Source organism: Caulobacter sp. SRI_014 (genome assembly GCF_057586315.1).
In genome coordinates this window covers 775,163-790,351 of the sequence record NZ_JBYCZQ010000001.1, presented here as the reverse complement: position 1 = coordinate 790,351, position 15,189 = coordinate 775,163, and the positions used below count along the sequence as shown (strand labels likewise).

Sequence of the window (15,189 nt, the reverse complement as noted above, 5' to 3'; positions counted from 1 at the left end):
GGCGGAGGTTCCAGGCCCAACCTGGAGGTCCGCCATGCGCGCCGCTGTCTTCGCCAGTCTCGCTACTGTTTTCCTGACTGCTCCAGCCCTTGCCGCCGAGCCGCCGGGGCCGGCCGCCGTGGTCGAGGCGCTCGACCAGGCCTGCTCACTTTACGTCAAGAACGACGACTACGACGGCTACAGGGCCAAGGCCGAAGAGCTCGGCATCAAGGATTTCTTCGGGACCCTCGTGCGCCGCGCGCCGGGCGTCGACATCTTCGCCATCGGGGCGACGGCGGACGCCCCCTTCGCCCGCAGCTGCTCCATCGCGCTGGACGGCCCCGCCGCTCTGGCCGACCCGACGCCTGCGGCGGTAACCGCCTGGGCCAGGGCCCATGGCTTCAAGCCGGCCGGGGTGAAGACCAAGACCAACTCCGATGGCCGGCCCTATACCGAGACGATCTGGAAGGCCCCCAAGGCCCAACTCCAGCTCAACGCCTTCGGCCCCGGCCCCAACGGCCGGTCGAACGTCGTGGTGATCTGGAGCGTCGCGAACTAGACGGTCGTCCTACGCGGCGGGTTGGGCCTGCTTCTTCTTCACGAACACCGTCTGGGCATTGGTGTATTCCAGCAAGCCTTCCAGCGCCCCCTCGACCCCGACGCCCGACTGCTTGTGGCCGCCGAAGGCCGCCAACGGCGAGAGGTGCTGGCTCTCGTTGATCCAGACGGTGCCGGTGGCCAGGCGGCTGGCGATCTCCAGCGCCTTGTCCTCGTCCGCGGACCAGACCGAACCGCCGAGGCCATAGTCGCTGGCGTTGGCGCGGCCGATGACCTCGTCCAGATCGTCGAACTTGAGCAGCGGCAGCACCGGGCCGAACTGCTCTTCCTGAACGATGCGGCTGTCTTCCGGCGGGTTGTCGATGATGGTCACCGGCACGAAGTAGCCGGGGGCGGTGCTGGTCTCGCCGCCGACCAGGAACTTGTAGCCCTTGGCCTTGGCGTCGGCGATCAGGTCGAGCACGCGGGCGTACTGCAGCTTGTTCTGGATCGGGCCCATCTGGGTGCCCTGTTCCGCCCCGTCGCCCATCTTCACCGTGGCGGCGTAGGCGACCAGCGCCTCCTTCAGCGGCTCATAGATGTCCTTGTGGACGTACATCCGCTTGGTGGCGATGCAGATCTGGCCGGTGTTGCGGAAGGCGGCCCAGAACAGCTGCTCGGCCACGGCGGCGACGTCGACGTCGGGCATGACGATGGCGGCGTCGTTGCCGCCCAGTTCCAGGGTCACCCGCTTGAGGGTCGAGGCGGCGCTCTCCATGACCTTGCGGCCGGTCTGGGTCGAGCCGGTGAAGCTGACCTTGTCGATGCCCGGGTGGCTGGTCATCCAGGGGCCCAGTGCGTCGCCCCCGGTGACGATGTTGAGCACGCCGGGCGGCAGAACCTCGCGCAGCAGCTCGCCGATCTTCAGCGTCGTCAGCGGCGTGAACGGCGAGGGCTTGAGCACCACGGTGTTGCCGGCCAGCAGAGCCGGGGCCAGCTTGAACATGGCCAGGATGACCGGGAAGTTCCACGGGGCGATGGCGCCCACGACGCCGATGGGGATGTGGCGGGTTTCGCCCCGGCGCTCGGCCGTGTCCTCGACGATGGTGACCGGCAGGTCGAGGCTGGCCGTGGCCTGCAGCCAGTAGGCGCCGCCCATGACATCGCCGAAGGCGTCGCCGTGCGGCTTGCCCTGTTCGCTGGTCAGCAGGCGTTTCAGTTCCTCGCCGTTGGCGGCGATGACGCCGGCCATGGCCAGCAGCAGCTCCTTGCGCTTGGCGATGGGGGTGGCGGCCCAGGCCGGGAAGGCCTTGCGGGCGGCGGCGACGGCCTCGTCCAGCTGCTCGCGGCTGGCGTCGGGGGCCTGGCCGATGACCTGCTCGTTGGCCGGGTTGAGCACGTCGAAGCTGGAAGCGCCGGCGACGCCCTTGCCGCCGATGGTCATGGAGTAGTCGCCGTCGAACCGCATGGGGCTCTCCCTTCAGGTCTTGTCGTCTTCAACAGTGAACAGGCGCCGCTGCGTTAGCCAATCCTCGCGGGTCATTTCCCAATAGAGTGATCGCCGCGAGCCGCCGTCCGGCAGCCGGCTCAGCCGCTCGCCCATCGGTTTGAACCCCGCCGCCTCGATGACCCTTGCCGAGCGCACATTGTCGAGCGCGGCCGTCAGCCCGACCAGCCGCACCCCCAGCACCTCGAACATGAAGCCGAACGACCGCGCCGCGCCGGCTGTGCCCTGGCCACTGTTCTGGCGATCGGCCCGCTGGGCTCCTGCCAGCTCGGCTGAGGAATGCTGTGGCCAAACGGTGATGCGGCTGTAGGCGGCGATCCGGCCTTTGTCGTCGGGGGTAACGGTCAGCAGGGCCTCGCCGGCCTCGCGCAGCCGCAGGGATCTGGCCACCCAGGCGCCGATGCGGGCCGGGTCGATTGGGCGAGGAATGTCGTAGATCGGTCCGGAGACCAGCGGATCGCTGAGCAGGTCGACGAGGCCGGCGATGTCGCGGGCCGTCGCCACTCTCGCCGTCGGGGTGATCAGGGACGGGTCGGCCGTTCGCACCGCCTGGCGGATGGCGGCCTCCTCCTCCGGTGTCGCGGTCAGCACGGTCACCGGGGGAGCACTCATGTCAGCTGGCCTTTCGGCGCGGGTCGTGAACAGCGATGACCATGGTCAGAAGTGCGGCGCCCAGGAGGCCGAGCGAGGCGCCGAAGACGACGCTATAGCCCATCAGGTCGGCGACCGCGCCGCCAATCAGCGGACCGATGGTGGCGGTCACCCCCTCGGCCGTCGCCGAGATGCCGATCCGCATCGGCAGATCGTCGCGATGACCGAACTCGAGGATCATGGTCTGGCTGGCCATCATGTAGCCGGCCTGGGCCGCGCCGAGGCCGAAGAAGGCGAAGAACACCGCCACCGGACTGGCCAGGGTCATCAGCGCTACCGTGGCGGCGATCCAGCCGCCGATGGCCAGCAGCAGCACGATGCGGAAGCCCGATCGGTCGCCGAGATAACCCCAGACGAGGTTGCTGATCGTGTCGGCCCCGAGGAAGGCAAGGGACAGCAGGCCAAGCGTCGCCCCGTCCAGATGCATCGTCTGGCCGACATGCAGGATGTAGAAGGGCGTGGCGATCCGGGCCGAGGTGGCCAGCATCTGCACCACCAGGAACCAGCGATAGGCCGGGTCGGCGGCGATCAGGCCGGGGATGTCCCTCATCCGGTCGCGCAGCCGCGCGGCGGTGCGGATGGTCGGCGGGACCGGCTCGCGAAGTTGGTGCTGTAGAACCCAAAGCCCGGCGCTGGTCAGCAGGAAGGCCAGGACGAAAGTGGTCGAATAGCCGTTGTTCAGGACATTGGCCTCGATCAGGTACTTCCCCGAGGCATAGGCCAGAACCGCCGCGATCAGCCCGCCCACCGCATTGCGCCAGGCCTGCAGACGGCCGCGCAGATGCAGCGGAATGACCTTCGACATCAGCAGGGTGAAGGCCACGCGCTGGGCCCCCATGAACACCCCGAACAGGAAGAGGAACATCAGGAGGGTGACGATCTGGGCGTTGCCGGTCAGGAACCAGCCCGCCAGGGCCATGCCGAGGATGGCCAGCCGCCCCAGACTGCCCAGCACGATCGCCGACGGCATGATCCTGGGCCGGTGCTCCATCTTCGCCCCGGCCACCAGCGGCGAGATGATGCCACCGACCTGCTGCAGGGCCAGCCCCAGGCCGACGATGGTGTTCGATCCGCTGATCAGGTGCAGATAGGCCGGCATGAAGGTCGGGGCGTTGATCAGGCGAAAGCCCGTCATCCCCAGCATGCCGTGCACGAAGTTGCCGATGTAGTTGCGGCGCAGGTTGGCGTTCACGAAGGCGGCGTATTCGGCCTCGCGCTGTTCCAGGCCGTCCTGTGCAGTGGCGTCCGGCTCTACATCGCCGTCGAGGGGTTGGGTCATATCTGCCTTGCCCGGCCTTCCCAGTAGGGGGCGCGGACCTTGCCCCGCTGGATCTTGCCGGCCTCCGAGCGCGGCAGATCGGAAACGAAGTCGAGGCTCCTGGGCACCTTGAAGCCCGGCAGGTTGGCGCGGGCGAAGGCGAGGATTTCGTCGGCCAGTTCCGGGCTCGGCTGATGGCCGGGCTTCAGCAGGATGACCGCCTTCACCTGCTCGCCCCATTCGTCGTGCGGGGCGCCGATGGTGGCGCTGTCGGCGACGGCTTCGTGCTTGACCAGCTCGTTGTCGATCTCCTGGGGATAGATGTTCACCCCGCCGGAGATGATGGTCTCGGCGTTGCGCCCCGTGAGGAACAGGTAGTCGTCCTCGTCGAAATAGCCGACGTCGCCCATGGTGAAGAAGTCGCCGACCCGTGAGCCGGAGGTCTTGGCCTCGTCCTTGAAATAGGTGAAACCGCCGCCCGGCGGCATCTGCTGGTAGATGGCCCCGGCCTGGCCGTTGGGCAGGTCGTTGCCCGCCTCATCAAGGATGCGGACCTGCAGCAGGGCCGGCCGCTTGCCGACACTGCCCGGTTTGCTGAGCCACTCATGGCTGTCGATGAGGAAGCCCGCCCCGCCCTCGGAGCCGGCGTAGTATTCGGTCAGCACCGGCCCGAACCAGTCGATCATCGCCCGCTTGACCTCGGGCGGGCAGGGCGCGGCCCCGTGGATGATGAACTGCACATGGTCGACGGGGTGCTTCGCCTTCACCTCGGCGGGCAGCGCCAGCAGGCGCTGGAACATGATCGGCACCAGGTGGAAATGCGTGACCCTCCGTTCACTGATGGTCCGCAGCACCTGCTCGGAATCCCACTTGTCGATGAAGACCAGCGCCGCGCCGCCGGCCATGGCGGCCCGCAGATCGAAGGCCAGCGGGGCGGCGTGATAGGCCGGCCCGGCGCACATCTGCACCGACTGGCCGGGGACATAGCCGCGCATGGTGTAGGTGACATAGGGCGTCACCACGGGCGTGGGCCGGTGCACCCCCTTGGGCCGGCCGGTGGTGCCTGAGGTGTACATCATGCCGTTGCCGAGCACGGGGTCCTCGATATCGGCCCCGTCGAACGGGGCGATGGCGGCGGCGAAGGACTCGAACCCGGCGATGGGTCCGCCGACCGCCAGCTTCACCTCGACGCCCCCGCAGTCGGCCATGGCCTCGGGCAGGACAGCGACCCGGGCCTCGCCGATCACCGCCTTGGCCTCGCAATCCTTGATGATGTAGGCGATCTCGTCGGCCGACAGGTGCCAGTTGACCGGCGTCAGCCTAAGCCCGCTGCGCAGGGTGGCGGCCAGCACCTCGATGAACTCCACCCGGTTGGAACAGACCAGGGCGACACTGTCGCCGGCCTCCAGCCCCCGCGCCCGCAACAGCCGCACCAGCCGGTTGGCCCTGGCGTTGACCTGGGCCCAGCTATGCTCGGTCCCGTCCGGATCGACCACACAGACCGCGTCCGGCTGCACATCGGCCCAGACCGCCAGCTGCATGCCCTGCAGGGCGGCCGCATCGATGCGTTCCATCAGCCCGGTGTCGATGTCGCTTACAGCCATCCGCCTCTTCCCACCCTTTGCGAGGGTTTTGGACAGCCCGCTGTGCCGCGAGTCCGCCCTCGCCCAAGTCTGGGCCATTCGAACGCCGTTTCGCAATCAACTTCAAACGACTGTTTCGCCAGCCCGGCCCAATGCGGCTATAGAGGGCCCATGTCCGCCCTCGTCCTCTTCTCCGGCGGCCAGGACAGCGCCGTCTGCCTGGCCTGGGCCCTGGCCCGATTCGACCGCGTCGAGACCATCGGCTTCGACTACGGCCAGCGCCACAGGGTCGAGCTGGAGGTCCGCCAGACCTTCCTGCGCAAACTGGCCGAGGCCTACGAGCCGGCCGTCACCCGCCTCGGCCGCGACCACCTGCTGGATCTGTCGGTCCTCGGCGCGATCAGCGACACGGCGATGACGGCCGAGACCGAGATCGCCTTCAACGCGTCAGGCCTCCCCAACACCTTCGTGCCCGGCCGCAACCTGCTGTTCCTGACCTTCGCCGCCGCCGTGGCCTATCGCCGGGGCATCAAGCACCTGGTCACCGGCGTCTGCGAGACTGACTACTCCGGCTATCCCGACTGCCGCGACGACACCATCAAGGCCCTGCAGGTGGCGGTGAATCTCGGCACCGAGAGCCGCTTCGTCATCGACACCCCCCTGATGTGGATCGACAAGGCCGCGACCTGGGCCATGGCCAACGACCTGGGCGGCAACCCCCTGGTGGACCTGATCGTCGAGGACACCCACACCTGCTACCTCGGCGACCGCAGCCAGCGTCACCCCTGGGGCTACGGCTGCGGAACCTGCCCGGCCTGCGAGCTGCGCAGCGCCGGCTACGCCAAGTGGGTCGAGGGCAAATAACCCCGTCATCCCGGCCGGAGCGTAGCGGAGAGCCGGGACCCAGGGGCCACATTCACTATCGTTGGCGGCGGCGCGACCGGCGCTTCGCCACTCCCTGGGTCCCGGGTCGGCCTGCGGCCGCCCGGGATGACGGACCTAGGAGAACACCTCGTCGAACAGGTCATCCAGCGCCCGCCAAGCCCGTTCGTTGTTGGCCGCGTGATAGCTGAACCCCGGCATGCCCCAGCCATCCGCTTCCGGGTTGGTGAAGCTGTGGCCCGTGCCGCCGTACAGGTTCAGGCGCCAGTCGACGCCGCCGGTCCGCATCTCGGCCTCGAAGGCGGTGCGCTGGTCGGCCGGCACGACCGGGTCGTCGGCTCCAATGCAGGCCAAAACCTTGCCCTTGATATTGGCGGCATCCTCCGGCCGTACGGTGGTCAGCCCGGAATGGAAGCCGACGACGCACTTCAGGTCCGCCCCGCTCCGCGCCAGCTCCAGCGCCGCCGTCCCGCCGTAGCAGAAGCCGATGGCCGCCACCCGGCCGCTGTCCGCCCTCGGATGGGCCAGCAGAGCCGCCAGCGCCGCCCCCATCCGCGCCCGGATGAAGCTGGGATCGCTCATGAACCGGCCAAACCGCCGCATCATCTCCTCGCGGTCGGTGACCACCTGGCCGCCGCCCTGATAATCGACCGCCAGCGCCAGGCAGCCGCGCGCCGCCAGCCGCCGCGCCGCATCCAGCGTGTGTCCGGTGATCCCCGGCGACTCATGGGCGACCAGCACGGCCGGGGCCGGGCCCTCGCCGGCCGGCACGAACAGCCGTCCGATCATCGCCGCGCCGTCGGCCTCATAGGGTGTCGCAATCCCGTCCATCGCCCGTCCCTCCGTTCTGCTGAAGCTTAGGCGGCGGTCGCGTCCCCTGTCACCGCTCTTGCCGATCGTTGCGGCAGCTTGCGAGGATGGCGGCGCCAACGAGGAAACGCCCCATGCCCAACGCCATCGGCTACGCCGCGCAAGGTCCCGCCACCCCGCTCGGGCCGTTCCACTTCGAGCGCCGGGCCTTGCGGCCCGAGGATGTGCGGATCGACATCCTCTATTGCGGCGTCTGCCATTCGGACCTGCACCAGGCTCGCAACGACTGGGGCGGCACCCTCTATCCCTGCTGTCCGGGCCACGAGATCGTCGGCCGGGTCAGCGCCGTCGGCCCCGCTGTTCGCAAGTTCCAGGAAGGCGACCTCGCCGCCGTCGGCTGCCTGGTCGACAGCTGCCTGGCCTGCGACCAGTGCCTGAAGGGCGAGGAACAGCTGTGCCGCAAACGGGCCACGGGCACCTACAACGGCAAGGACCGCATCACCGGCGAGGTCACCCTCGGCGGCTACAGCGACCACATCGTCGTGCGCGAGGAGTTCGTGCTGAAGATCCCGCCGGGCCTCGACGTCGCCCGCGCCGCGCCCCTGCTCTGCGCCGGCATCACCACCTACAGCCCCTTGCGCACCTGGAAGGCCGGCAAGGGCACGCGGCTGGGTGTCGCCGGTCTCGGCGGCCTCGGCCACATGGCGGTGAAGTTCGGCGTGGCGTTGGGCTGCGAGGTGACGGTCATCACCACCTCCGAGAACAAGCGGGCCGACGCCCTGGCGCTCGGCGCCCACAGGGTGCTGATCTCCTCGGACCGCGACGCCATGAAGGCCGCCGCCAACAGCTTCGACCTGATCATCGACACCATCCCGGTGGCGCATGAGCTGCAGCCCTACCTGCCGCTGCTCGACATCGATGGCTCGCTGGTCATCGTCGGGGCCATCGACAAGCTGCCGCCCTTCCACAGTGGCCTCCTGCTGGGCGGCCGTCGCCGGGTCAGCGGCTCGCCGATCGGCGGCATCGCCGAGACCCAGGAGATGCTCGACTTCTGCGCCACCCACGGCGTCCTGCCCGAGTGCGAACAGATCGCCATCCAGGACATCAACCACGCCTATGAGCGGATGGAGCGCTCCGACGTGAAGTACCGCTTCGTGATTGATATGGGGACTTTGAGGGCGGCTTAGCTTTCAGGTTCTGCCCAACCCGTTCCGTCATCCCGGACGGCCCGTAGGGACGATCCGGGACCCAGGGGCGGCCGTGCTCGATGCCGGCGGCGGCGCGGCTAGCGCTCCGTCACCCCCTGGGTCCCGGCTCTCCGCTGCGCTGCGGCCGGGATGACGGTGAGGGGATATGGCCTAAGTCCCCTTGAACACCGGCGGCCGCTTCTCGAGGAAGCTGGCCACGCCCTCCTTGTGGTCGTCGGTCTTCATCAGCGCCCGGATGGTCTCGATGGCCCAGCCGCCGAGGTCGCGCGGATCGCCGTAGGTCCCACGCCGCAGCCCCTCCTTCATGTAGCGCAGGGCCAGCGGCGGATTGACCGCGATGCGGGCCGCCAGGGCCCGGGCCCGGACCATCAGCTGCTCGTGCGGCGTCACCTCGCTGACCAGGCCGATACGCAGCGCCTCGCCCGCGTCGATGACATCGCCGGTGAACAGTAACTCCGCCGCCTTGGCCGGTCCCACGATGGACGGCAGCCGATAGAAGCCGCCGACGTCGCAGACCAGCCCCCGCTTGATGAACAGCTCGGCGAACTTCGCCTTCTCCGAACAGATCCGGATGTCGGCATACAGCGCAAGTTCCATGCCCCAGCCGACCGCCGCCCCGTTGACCGCCGCGATCAGCGGCTTGTCGCATTCCAGCGCCGCCATCGCCGCCGGCGTCGGCCGGTGGCGCACGACAGGCGTCGTATCCGCCGACACCGCCTTGGGCCCGGCCATGATCTCGCGCACGTCGTCGCCGCTGCAGAAGGCCGGGTCGGCCCCGGTGACGATCACGCAGCGCGCTTCGACGTCGGTCACCGCCTTGCGCAGATACTGCTCCAGCTTCGCATAGGCGTCCCAGTTGAGGGCGTTCCGCTGCTCGGGCCGGTTCAGGGTGATGATCGCGACCTGGTCCTCGACCACGTAGGTGACGGTTTCCTCGGCCATCTTCGGGCTCCTCCCATTTTGCTTGGGAAAGACAATCCTTGAGGCGCCCATGGGGAAAGCGAGCATCTTGTTGGCGCAAGAGGAATCGTCATGACCGCCACCGCCCCGCCTGTCCGCGAAGTCGTCGCCGCCCACTGGTTCGATCCGGCCCCGCTGGAGGCCTGGCTGACCCGCGAGGTCGAGGATTTCGGGACCGGCATGAGGGTTCAGCAGTTCCAGGGCGGCGCCTCCAACCCGACCTTCCTGCTGACCACCCAGACCTCGAAGGGCGGGCGCCTCTACGTCCTGCGCAAGAAGCCGCCGGGCGTGCTGCTGGCCAGCGCCCACCAGGTCGACCGCGAATACCGGGTGATGAAGGCGCTCGATGGCCTCATCCCCGTGCCGAAGATGCGGGCCCTGTGCACCGACGAGAGTGTCATCGGCACCAGCTTCTACGTCATGGACTATCTGGAGGGCCGCATCTTCCGCGACGCCACCCTGCCGGACCTGACACCCGCCGACCGCGCCGCCGTCTATGACGAGCTGAACGCCACCCTCGCCAAACTGCACCAGGTCGACTACGTCGCCGCCGGCCTCGAGGACTACGGCCGCGCCGGCGGCTATTTCGAACGCCAGGTGTCGCGCTGGACCAAACAGTACCGCGGCGCCGAGACCGAGCTGATCCCCGAGATGGAGGCCCTGATCGAGAAGCTGCCGGCCCGCATCCCGGCCGACGACAGCGTCTCCATCGCCCACGGCGACTACCGGCTGGAAAACGTCATGTTCCACCCCACCGAGCCCCGGCTGATCGCCGTGCTCGACTGGGAGCTCTCGACCATCGGCCACCCGATCGCCGACATCGCCTACAACGGCTTCCTCTGGCGCTCGACCTCGCAGAGCTGGGGCAGCCTGGTCGGGGTCGATTTCGCCGCCAGCGGCATCCCGACCGAGGCCGAGTACGTCGCCGCCTACTGTCGCCGAACGGGCCGCGACGCCATTGCCGACTGGCCCTTCTACATGGCCTTTGGCATCTTCCGCCTGGCCTCGATCAGCCAGGGCGTCTACCGCCGCGTCCTCTCCGGCCAGGCGGCCAGCGAGCGGGCCGCCGAGAACGGCACGCCGGTGCTGGCGGCCCAGGCCCTGGCCATCCTCGAAGGACGGGATTGATCGAACGGCGATCCCGGGTTCTACTCCTGTCATCCGGGGAGATCGATCATGCGCGCACCTATCGGCATTGCCCTTCTTTCGGCCGCGCTGGCGGTTGGAGCCGCCTCAACCGCCCTGGCCGCCCAGGCGCCGGCGGAGGCCGAAGGCGCCTCGGCCGACGACAGCTATATTGTCCTCTACCACCCGCGCCGGGCCCAGCCGCCGATGTCGCCGGGGCTGAACGAGGAGGTCGATATCGCCAGTCTGCGCCTGCCGACCCTCGGTGACCTCTCCAAGGAGCGCTGGAACGACGTTCATCGCCGCTACCCGGGCCGCCGGGGCCAGCCGATCCGGCGCCGCTGACGCCGCAATTTCATTTGGCAGCCTGCGCGCCATAAAGCACTGTGCCCGCCGCGCGGCCGCAAGAGCCGTCGCCTGCATCACCATTGGGGATACTTGAAATGAAGTCGCTCGCCCTCGCGCTCGCCCTGCTCGCGACCGCCGCTCCCGCCGTCATGCTCGCGCCGGCCGCCGCCGCCGAGGAAAAGGCCGCCTACTCGACCGCCACCACCCCGCTCGGCGAACTGCTGACCAACCCGGAAACCAAGGCCGTGCTCGAAAAGCATATGCCGGGCATCAGCACCAATCCGGAAATCGAGCAGGTCAAGGGCCTCAGCCTGAAGGCCATCCAGCCCTACGCCCCGGACCGCCTGCCCGACGCCCTGCTGGCCGCCATCGACGTCGACCTGGCCAAGATCGCCAAGCCCGCCAGCTGATCGACCAGGCCGGACGCAACAAGCTCTCCCCCCGCTTTTGCGGGGGGAGGACCGCTCTGGAGCCTTCAAGCGACAGAGCAGGAGGGGGGCGCGTCTGTGTCAGGAGGAACCTCCCTGCCGCCGGCGGGGCCCGCCTCCTGATTTCTCGCCAAGGCTCGAAATCTGTCCTCCCCCACTTCGCGGGGGAGAGCTTCTAATTCGCCTTCCGTTTCGGACTGAAACCGGACCGGCGCAAATCCGCCCCGCGCCGACGGCACGGATCGAGGACCAGTTCTCGATCCTTAAGGCCGTCCATGATCCGCCATCGCCTTCTCGCCGGCGCCGCCGCAGCCCCGTTGTTGCTGCTCGGTCCCCAGGCCCTGGCCGAAACCACCATCAGCACCGAACGCACCACCCCGGTGGCCACCTCGACGGCGAGCAGCGCCGGCGCGGCTGATGACGTCCTGATCGACGAGGACGGCTCCATCGTCCTGACCACGGCCGGGCCGGCCATCACCGTCGACAGCAACAACACCGCGACCAACGAAGGCCAGATCGAGATCGAGGCCGTCGACGGGGCCATCGGCATCCAGGTCAATGGCGGGGTCACGACGACGGTCGAGAACGCGGGTTCCATCTCCCTGCTGGACGACCTCGACGAGACCGAAGAGGACCTCGACGCCGACGATGACGGCGACCTCGACGGCGACTTCGCCACCGGCACGGGCCGCTACGGCATCCGGGTCAGCGGGCCGGGCACGGTCACCGGCGACATCATCAGCAGCGGCTCGATCATCGTTCAGGGCAACGACAGCTACGGCATCAGCCTGGAAACGGCCCTGAACGGCTCCTTGACCGCCAATGGGTTGACCAACGTGCTGGGCGACAACGCCGTCGGCGTGAACGTCGCCGCGCAGGTCAGCGGCCGGGTCGAGGTCGGCGGATCCGTCACTGTTCAGGGCGAGAACGCGGTCGGCGTCGATGTCGCCGCCGACATCGGCAGCCTGCATCTGCAAGGCGCCATCACCTCGACCGGCTATCGCTACACCACCAGCGGCACCGAGGAGGAGAACGAGACCCTGGACGAGGATGACCTGCTGCAAGGCGGATCGGCGGTGCGGATCTCGGCCAATGTCGCCGGCGGCATCCTGCTCGACACCTCGCCGTCGTCCGGCAGCGATTTCGACAGCGACGGCATCCAGGACAGCTATGACGAGGATGACGACAACGATGGCGTCCTCGATGACGACGACGAGGACAACAACAACGACGGCATCACCGACGACGATTACGACGACGACGGCAAGACCAACTCCGACGACGATGACGACGACAACGACGGCGTCGACGACGATGACGATGATGACGACAACGCCGACGGCATCCTCGACGCCGACCTCGACCAGGACGGCCGGACCGACGCGAGCGAGGGCTCGGCCTCGCTGTCCAGCTACGGCTCGGCGCCCGCCCTGGCCATCGGCTCCGACAGCCAGGCGGTGACCATCGGCAAGGTCGGCACGGGCGACGAGGCCTACGGCCTGGTGATCCGCGGCGGCCTCTACGGCGACGGGGTCTACGACGGCGTCACCGCCACGGCCCTCAAGATCGGCGGCGACACCGGCCTCGCCACCGTGATCGAGGGCGGCGTGCTCCAGGACGGCTCGATCACGGCCTACAGCTACGCCGCCGACGCCCAGGGGGTGCATCTGACCGCCGGCGCGTCGCTCGACACCTTCCTCAACAACGGCGCGGTCTACGCCGGACAGGTCTCGGCCTCCTCGGCCCTGGCCGACGAGTTGTCGTTCAATGCCATCGCCGTACGCATCGACCCCGGCGCCTCGCTGCCGACGTTCTCCAATACAGGCAGCCTGTTTGCTTATGTGGCCGGCGAGAACAGCAACGCCACCGCCCTGCTCGACGGCTCGGGCACGCTGACCAGCCTGACCAACAGCGGCTCGATCTCCGCCTATATCGTCGCCAACGACGACGAGAACGACACCGACGACGACAACGAGGACACCGACGACGAGACCATCCTTGGCCGGGCGGTCGCCATCGACCTTCGCGCCAACACCAGCGGCGTCACCATCCTGCAGCTGGCCGAGGCCCGCGACCGGGACGGCGATGGCTTCGCCGACGCCGTCGATGCCGATGACGACGGCGATGGCGTCATCGACGCCGAGGATGACGACAACGACAACGACGAAACGGTCGATTCAGAGGACGACGACGACGCCTACGACAGCGATGGCGACGGCCTGGTCGACAGTCAGGAGCCCCTGATCAGCGGCGATATCCTGCTCGGCTCCGGCGACGATTCCCTGACCGTTCTCGACGGGGCCGTGGTCGGGGAGATCAGTTTCGGGGCCGGGGCCGACAGCCTGACCGTCGGCTCGGTCGGCGGAAAGGCCCAGGTCGTCGCCGACCTCGACGACGCCGACGGCCGGCTGGACATCGCCCTGGTCAACGGCGACCTGACGGTGACCAATGCCGAGGCCATCGCCGCCACCAGCCTGTCGGTCAGCGCAAACGGCGTGCTGACGGTCACCGCCGATCCCGACTCGGACTCCGTCACCCGCTTCAACGTCACGACCGCCACCCTGGAACAGGGCGCCCAGCTGGGACTGCAGCTGGACAGTCTGGTCGGCGAGGGCGAGCGCTACACCATTATCCAGACGGCGCCGGGCGGCCTGACCGCCGGCGGGCTGATCACCAGCCTGGATGGGGTCTCGCCCTATCTCTATGTGGTCAACGCCTCGGCCGACGAGAGCGCGGGCTCGGTCTATCTGGACGTACACCGCCGCACCGCCGGCGAGATCGGGCTGACCGCCAACCAGACCCTGGCTTTCGACGCCATCTACGCGGCCCTGGCCCAGGACGAGGACATCGAGGAGGTCTTCCTGGCGGCCCAGGAGAAGGACGACTTCCTGCACCTCTACGAACAGATGCTGCCCGACCAGGGCGAGGGCCTGTTCTCGACCCTGGACCTGCTCAGCCGCACCACCTCGCGCCTGACCGCGACCCGGCCGACGACCGGCGGCGACATCTATGGCCCCGACAGCGTCTGGGTGCAGGAGATCAACAGCGGCGTGGTCCGCGAGGCGGGCAACACCGCCGGCTCGGAGACCAAGGCCTTCGGCTTCATCGCCGGCTACGAGAGCCTCGAGACCGACGGCGGGGCGCTGGGCGCCACCCTGGCCTTCGTCGCCGCCGAGGAGAAGGACGACATCGCCCAGATCGGCGAGGAAACCAGCGTCTCCCTGATCGAGGCCGGGGTCTACTGGCGCCGTCAGACGGGCGGGCTGTCGTTCAACCTGCGCGGTTCGGTCGGCTACGCCTGGCTGGACGGCGACCGGGTGTTCATCGATCCGGACACCTCGCTGATCGTCACCGCCGATTCCGAATGGGGCGGCTACACCGCCGCCGCCAGCGCCGGCGTCAACTACGAGGCGCGCTTCGGCCGCTACTACCTGCGTCCGTCGGCCAGCCTCGACTACCTGGCCTTCAACGAGGCTGAGCGGGTCGAGGGCGGCGGCAGCGACGCCTTCGACCAGACCGTCCAGGAACGCCGCTCCAGCCGCCTGTCGGCCGGCGCCGACCTGACCTTCGGGGCCACCTATGGCCGCACCGTCTGGTGGCGGCCGGAGTTGCGGGTCGGCTACCGCCAGACCCTGGCCGGCTCGGTCGGCGACACCGTCTTCCGCTTCAGCGGCGGCGAGTGGGTGACCCTGCCGGCCTCCGAGGCGGGCGAAGGGGCGGCGGTCATCGGCTTCTCGATCAAGACCGGCTCGCCGACCTCCTACATCGCCGTCGAGGCCGAGTACGAGGCGGCCGAGGACGAGGACCGCTACAACCTGATGCTGGCCGGCCGGGTGATTTTCTGACCGACATACCCGGGATTGGAATCTCGCCGCGGGCCCGGTCAGCCGCCCCGCCGGCGATCCCGCGGCCT

The 15,189-nt window shown here is 68.7% G+C and carries 13 protein-coding genes and 1 pseudogene; 7 read left to right on the top strand and 7 right to left on the bottom strand.

The features are described from left to right. Positions 1 to 34 precede the first annotated feature (34 nt). Positions 35 to 538 carry a hypothetical protein gene (locus AC2YG9_RS04200; protein ID WP_487296665.1) on the top strand — a complete coding sequence of 168 codons (504 nt, stop codon included), beginning with the start codon at positions 35 to 37 and terminating at the stop codon, positions 536 to 538. A 9-nt stretch (positions 539 to 547) separates the two neighbouring features. Here AC2YG9_RS04200 and AC2YG9_RS04195 read toward each other — a convergent pair whose 3' ends face one another. From AC2YG9_RS04195 to AC2YG9_RS04180, 4 genes are read right to left on the bottom strand one after another with little or no spacing between them, the layout of a single operon-like run. Further along, positions 548 to 1,984, bottom strand: coding sequence for an aldehyde dehydrogenase family protein (locus tag AC2YG9_RS04195; protein ID WP_487296664.1), 1,437 nt, complete (start codon positions 1,982 to 1,984; stop codon positions 548 to 550). Between the two features lie 12 nt (positions 1,985 to 1,996). Then, a complete protein-coding gene (locus AC2YG9_RS04190) occupies positions 1,997 to 2,635 on the bottom strand; it encodes a GNAT family N-acetyltransferase (protein WP_487296663.1) in 639 nt (212 codons plus the stop codon). Position 2,636: 1 nt separating this feature from the next. Further along, entirely contained in the window at positions 2,637 to 3,953 is a 1,317-nt protein-coding gene (locus AC2YG9_RS04185; protein WP_487296662.1) for an MFS transporter, read from the bottom strand. Next, positions 3,950 to 5,536 (bottom strand): AMP-binding protein, encoded by a 1,587-nt coding sequence (locus AC2YG9_RS04180; RefSeq protein WP_487296661.1) that lies wholly within the window; start codon positions 5,534 to 5,536, stop codon positions 3,950 to 3,952. Before AC2YG9_RS04180 ends, AC2YG9_RS04185 begins: the two co-directional genes overlap by 4 nt. A gap of 150 nt (positions 5,537 to 5,686) precedes the next feature. On the opposite strand from AC2YG9_RS04180, the gene queC reads away from it, so the two are divergent. Then, a complete protein-coding gene (gene queC / locus AC2YG9_RS04175) occupies positions 5,687 to 6,379 on the top strand; it encodes a 7-cyano-7-deazaguanine synthase QueC (RefSeq protein ID WP_487296660.1) in 693 nt (230 codons plus the stop codon). Positions 6,380 to 6,514: 135 nt separating this feature from the next. Here queC and AC2YG9_RS04170 read toward each other — a convergent pair whose 3' ends face one another. Continuing rightward, positions 6,515 to 7,228 (bottom strand): dienelactone hydrolase family protein, encoded by a 714-nt coding sequence (locus AC2YG9_RS04170; RefSeq protein WP_487296659.1) that lies wholly within the window; start codon positions 7,226 to 7,228, stop codon positions 6,515 to 6,517. Positions 7,229 to 7,341: 113 nt separating this feature from the next. Between AC2YG9_RS04170 and AC2YG9_RS04165 the strand changes: the two genes are divergently transcribed. Further along, the gene (locus tag AC2YG9_RS04165; RefSeq protein WP_487296658.1) at positions 7,342 to 8,394 is read left to right on the top strand and encodes an NAD(P)-dependent alcohol dehydrogenase; all 1,053 of its coding nucleotides are present in this window, start codon (positions 7,342 to 7,344) and stop codon (positions 8,392 to 8,394) included. Here the strand turns inward: AC2YG9_RS04165 and AC2YG9_RS04160 are convergent. Next, positions 8,391 to 8,562 (bottom strand): annotated as a pseudogene (locus AC2YG9_RS04160) (hypothetical protein). The gene AC2YG9_RS04165 and the pseudogene AC2YG9_RS04160 sit on opposite strands and share 4 nt — an antisense overlap. A gap of 3 nt (positions 8,563 to 8,565) precedes the next feature. Beyond that, on the bottom strand, positions 8,566 to 9,357 hold the full coding sequence (locus AC2YG9_RS04155) for an enoyl-CoA hydratase/isomerase family protein (protein ID WP_487296657.1): 792 nt from the start codon (positions 9,355 to 9,357) through the stop codon (positions 8,566 to 8,568). Positions 9,358 to 9,447: 90 nt separating this feature from the next. Here AC2YG9_RS04155 and AC2YG9_RS04150 point away from each other — a divergent pair, with 90 nt between their 5' ends. The 4 genes from AC2YG9_RS04150 (at position 9,448) to AC2YG9_RS04135 (ending at position 15,121) form a co-directional block, all read left to right on the top strand. Then, positions 9,448 to 10,503, top strand: a complete 1,056-nt coding sequence (locus tag AC2YG9_RS04150; RefSeq protein WP_487296656.1) for a phosphotransferase — start codon at positions 9,448 to 9,450, stop codon at positions 10,501 to 10,503. A 48-nt stretch (positions 10,504 to 10,551) separates the two neighbouring features. Next, positions 10,552 to 10,845 (top strand): hypothetical protein, encoded by a 294-nt coding sequence (locus AC2YG9_RS04145; protein WP_487296655.1) that lies wholly within the window; start codon positions 10,552 to 10,554, stop codon positions 10,843 to 10,845. 98 nt (positions 10,846 to 10,943) lie between these two features. Continuing rightward, the gene (locus AC2YG9_RS04140) at positions 10,944 to 11,258 is read left to right on the top strand and encodes a hypothetical protein (RefSeq protein WP_487296654.1); all 315 of its coding nucleotides are present in this window, start codon (positions 10,944 to 10,946) and stop codon (positions 11,256 to 11,258) included. Positions 11,259 to 11,551: 293 nt separating this feature from the next. Next, positions 11,552 to 15,121, top strand: a complete 3,570-nt coding sequence (locus AC2YG9_RS04135; RefSeq protein ID WP_487296653.1) for an autotransporter outer membrane beta-barrel domain-containing protein — start codon at positions 11,552 to 11,554, stop codon at positions 15,119 to 15,121. The last annotated feature ends 68 nt before the right edge of the window (positions 15,122 to 15,189 follow it).

Coding starts and splice junctions, on each gene's coding strand:
- AC2YG9_RS04190 (WP_487296663.1), bottom strand. CDS start 2,635: ATGAGTGCTCCCCCGGTGACCGTGCTGACCGCGACACCGGAGGAGGAG.
- AC2YG9_RS04180 (WP_487296661.1), bottom strand. CDS start 5,536: ATGGCTGTAAGCGACATCGACACCGGGCTGATGGAACGCATCGATGCG.
- AC2YG9_RS04195 (WP_487296664.1), bottom strand. CDS start 1,984: ATGCGGTTCGACGGCGACTACTCCATGACCATCGGCGGCAAGGGCGTC.
- AC2YG9_RS04200 (WP_487296665.1), top strand. CDS start 35: ATGCGCGCCGCTGTCTTCGCCAGTCTCGCTACTGTTTTCCTGACTGCT.
- AC2YG9_RS04155 (WP_487296657.1), bottom strand. CDS start 9,357: ATGGCCGAGGAAACCGTCACCTACGTGGTCGAGGACCAGGTCGCGATC.
- AC2YG9_RS04185 (WP_487296662.1), bottom strand. CDS start 3,953: ATGACCCAACCCCTCGACGGCGATGTAGAGCCGGACGCCACTGCACAG.
- AC2YG9_RS04145 (WP_487296655.1), top strand. CDS start 10,552: ATGCGCGCACCTATCGGCATTGCCCTTCTTTCGGCCGCGCTGGCGGTT.
- AC2YG9_RS04170 (WP_487296659.1), bottom strand. CDS start 7,228: ATGGACGGGATTGCGACACCCTATGAGGCCGACGGCGCGGCGATGATC.
- AC2YG9_RS04150 (WP_487296656.1), top strand. CDS start 9,448: ATGACCGCCACCGCCCCGCCTGTCCGCGAAGTCGTCGCCGCCCACTGG.
- AC2YG9_RS04165 (WP_487296658.1), top strand. CDS start 7,342: ATGCCCAACGCCATCGGCTACGCCGCGCAAGGTCCCGCCACCCCGCTC.
- AC2YG9_RS04140 (WP_487296654.1), top strand. CDS start 10,944: ATGAAGTCGCTCGCCCTCGCGCTCGCCCTGCTCGCGACCGCCGCTCCC.
- AC2YG9_RS04135 (WP_487296653.1), top strand. CDS start 11,552: ATGATCCGCCATCGCCTTCTCGCCGGCGCCGCCGCAGCCCCGTTGTTG.
- queC (WP_487296660.1), top strand. CDS start 5,687: ATGTCCGCCCTCGTCCTCTTCTCCGGCGGCCAGGACAGCGCCGTCTGC.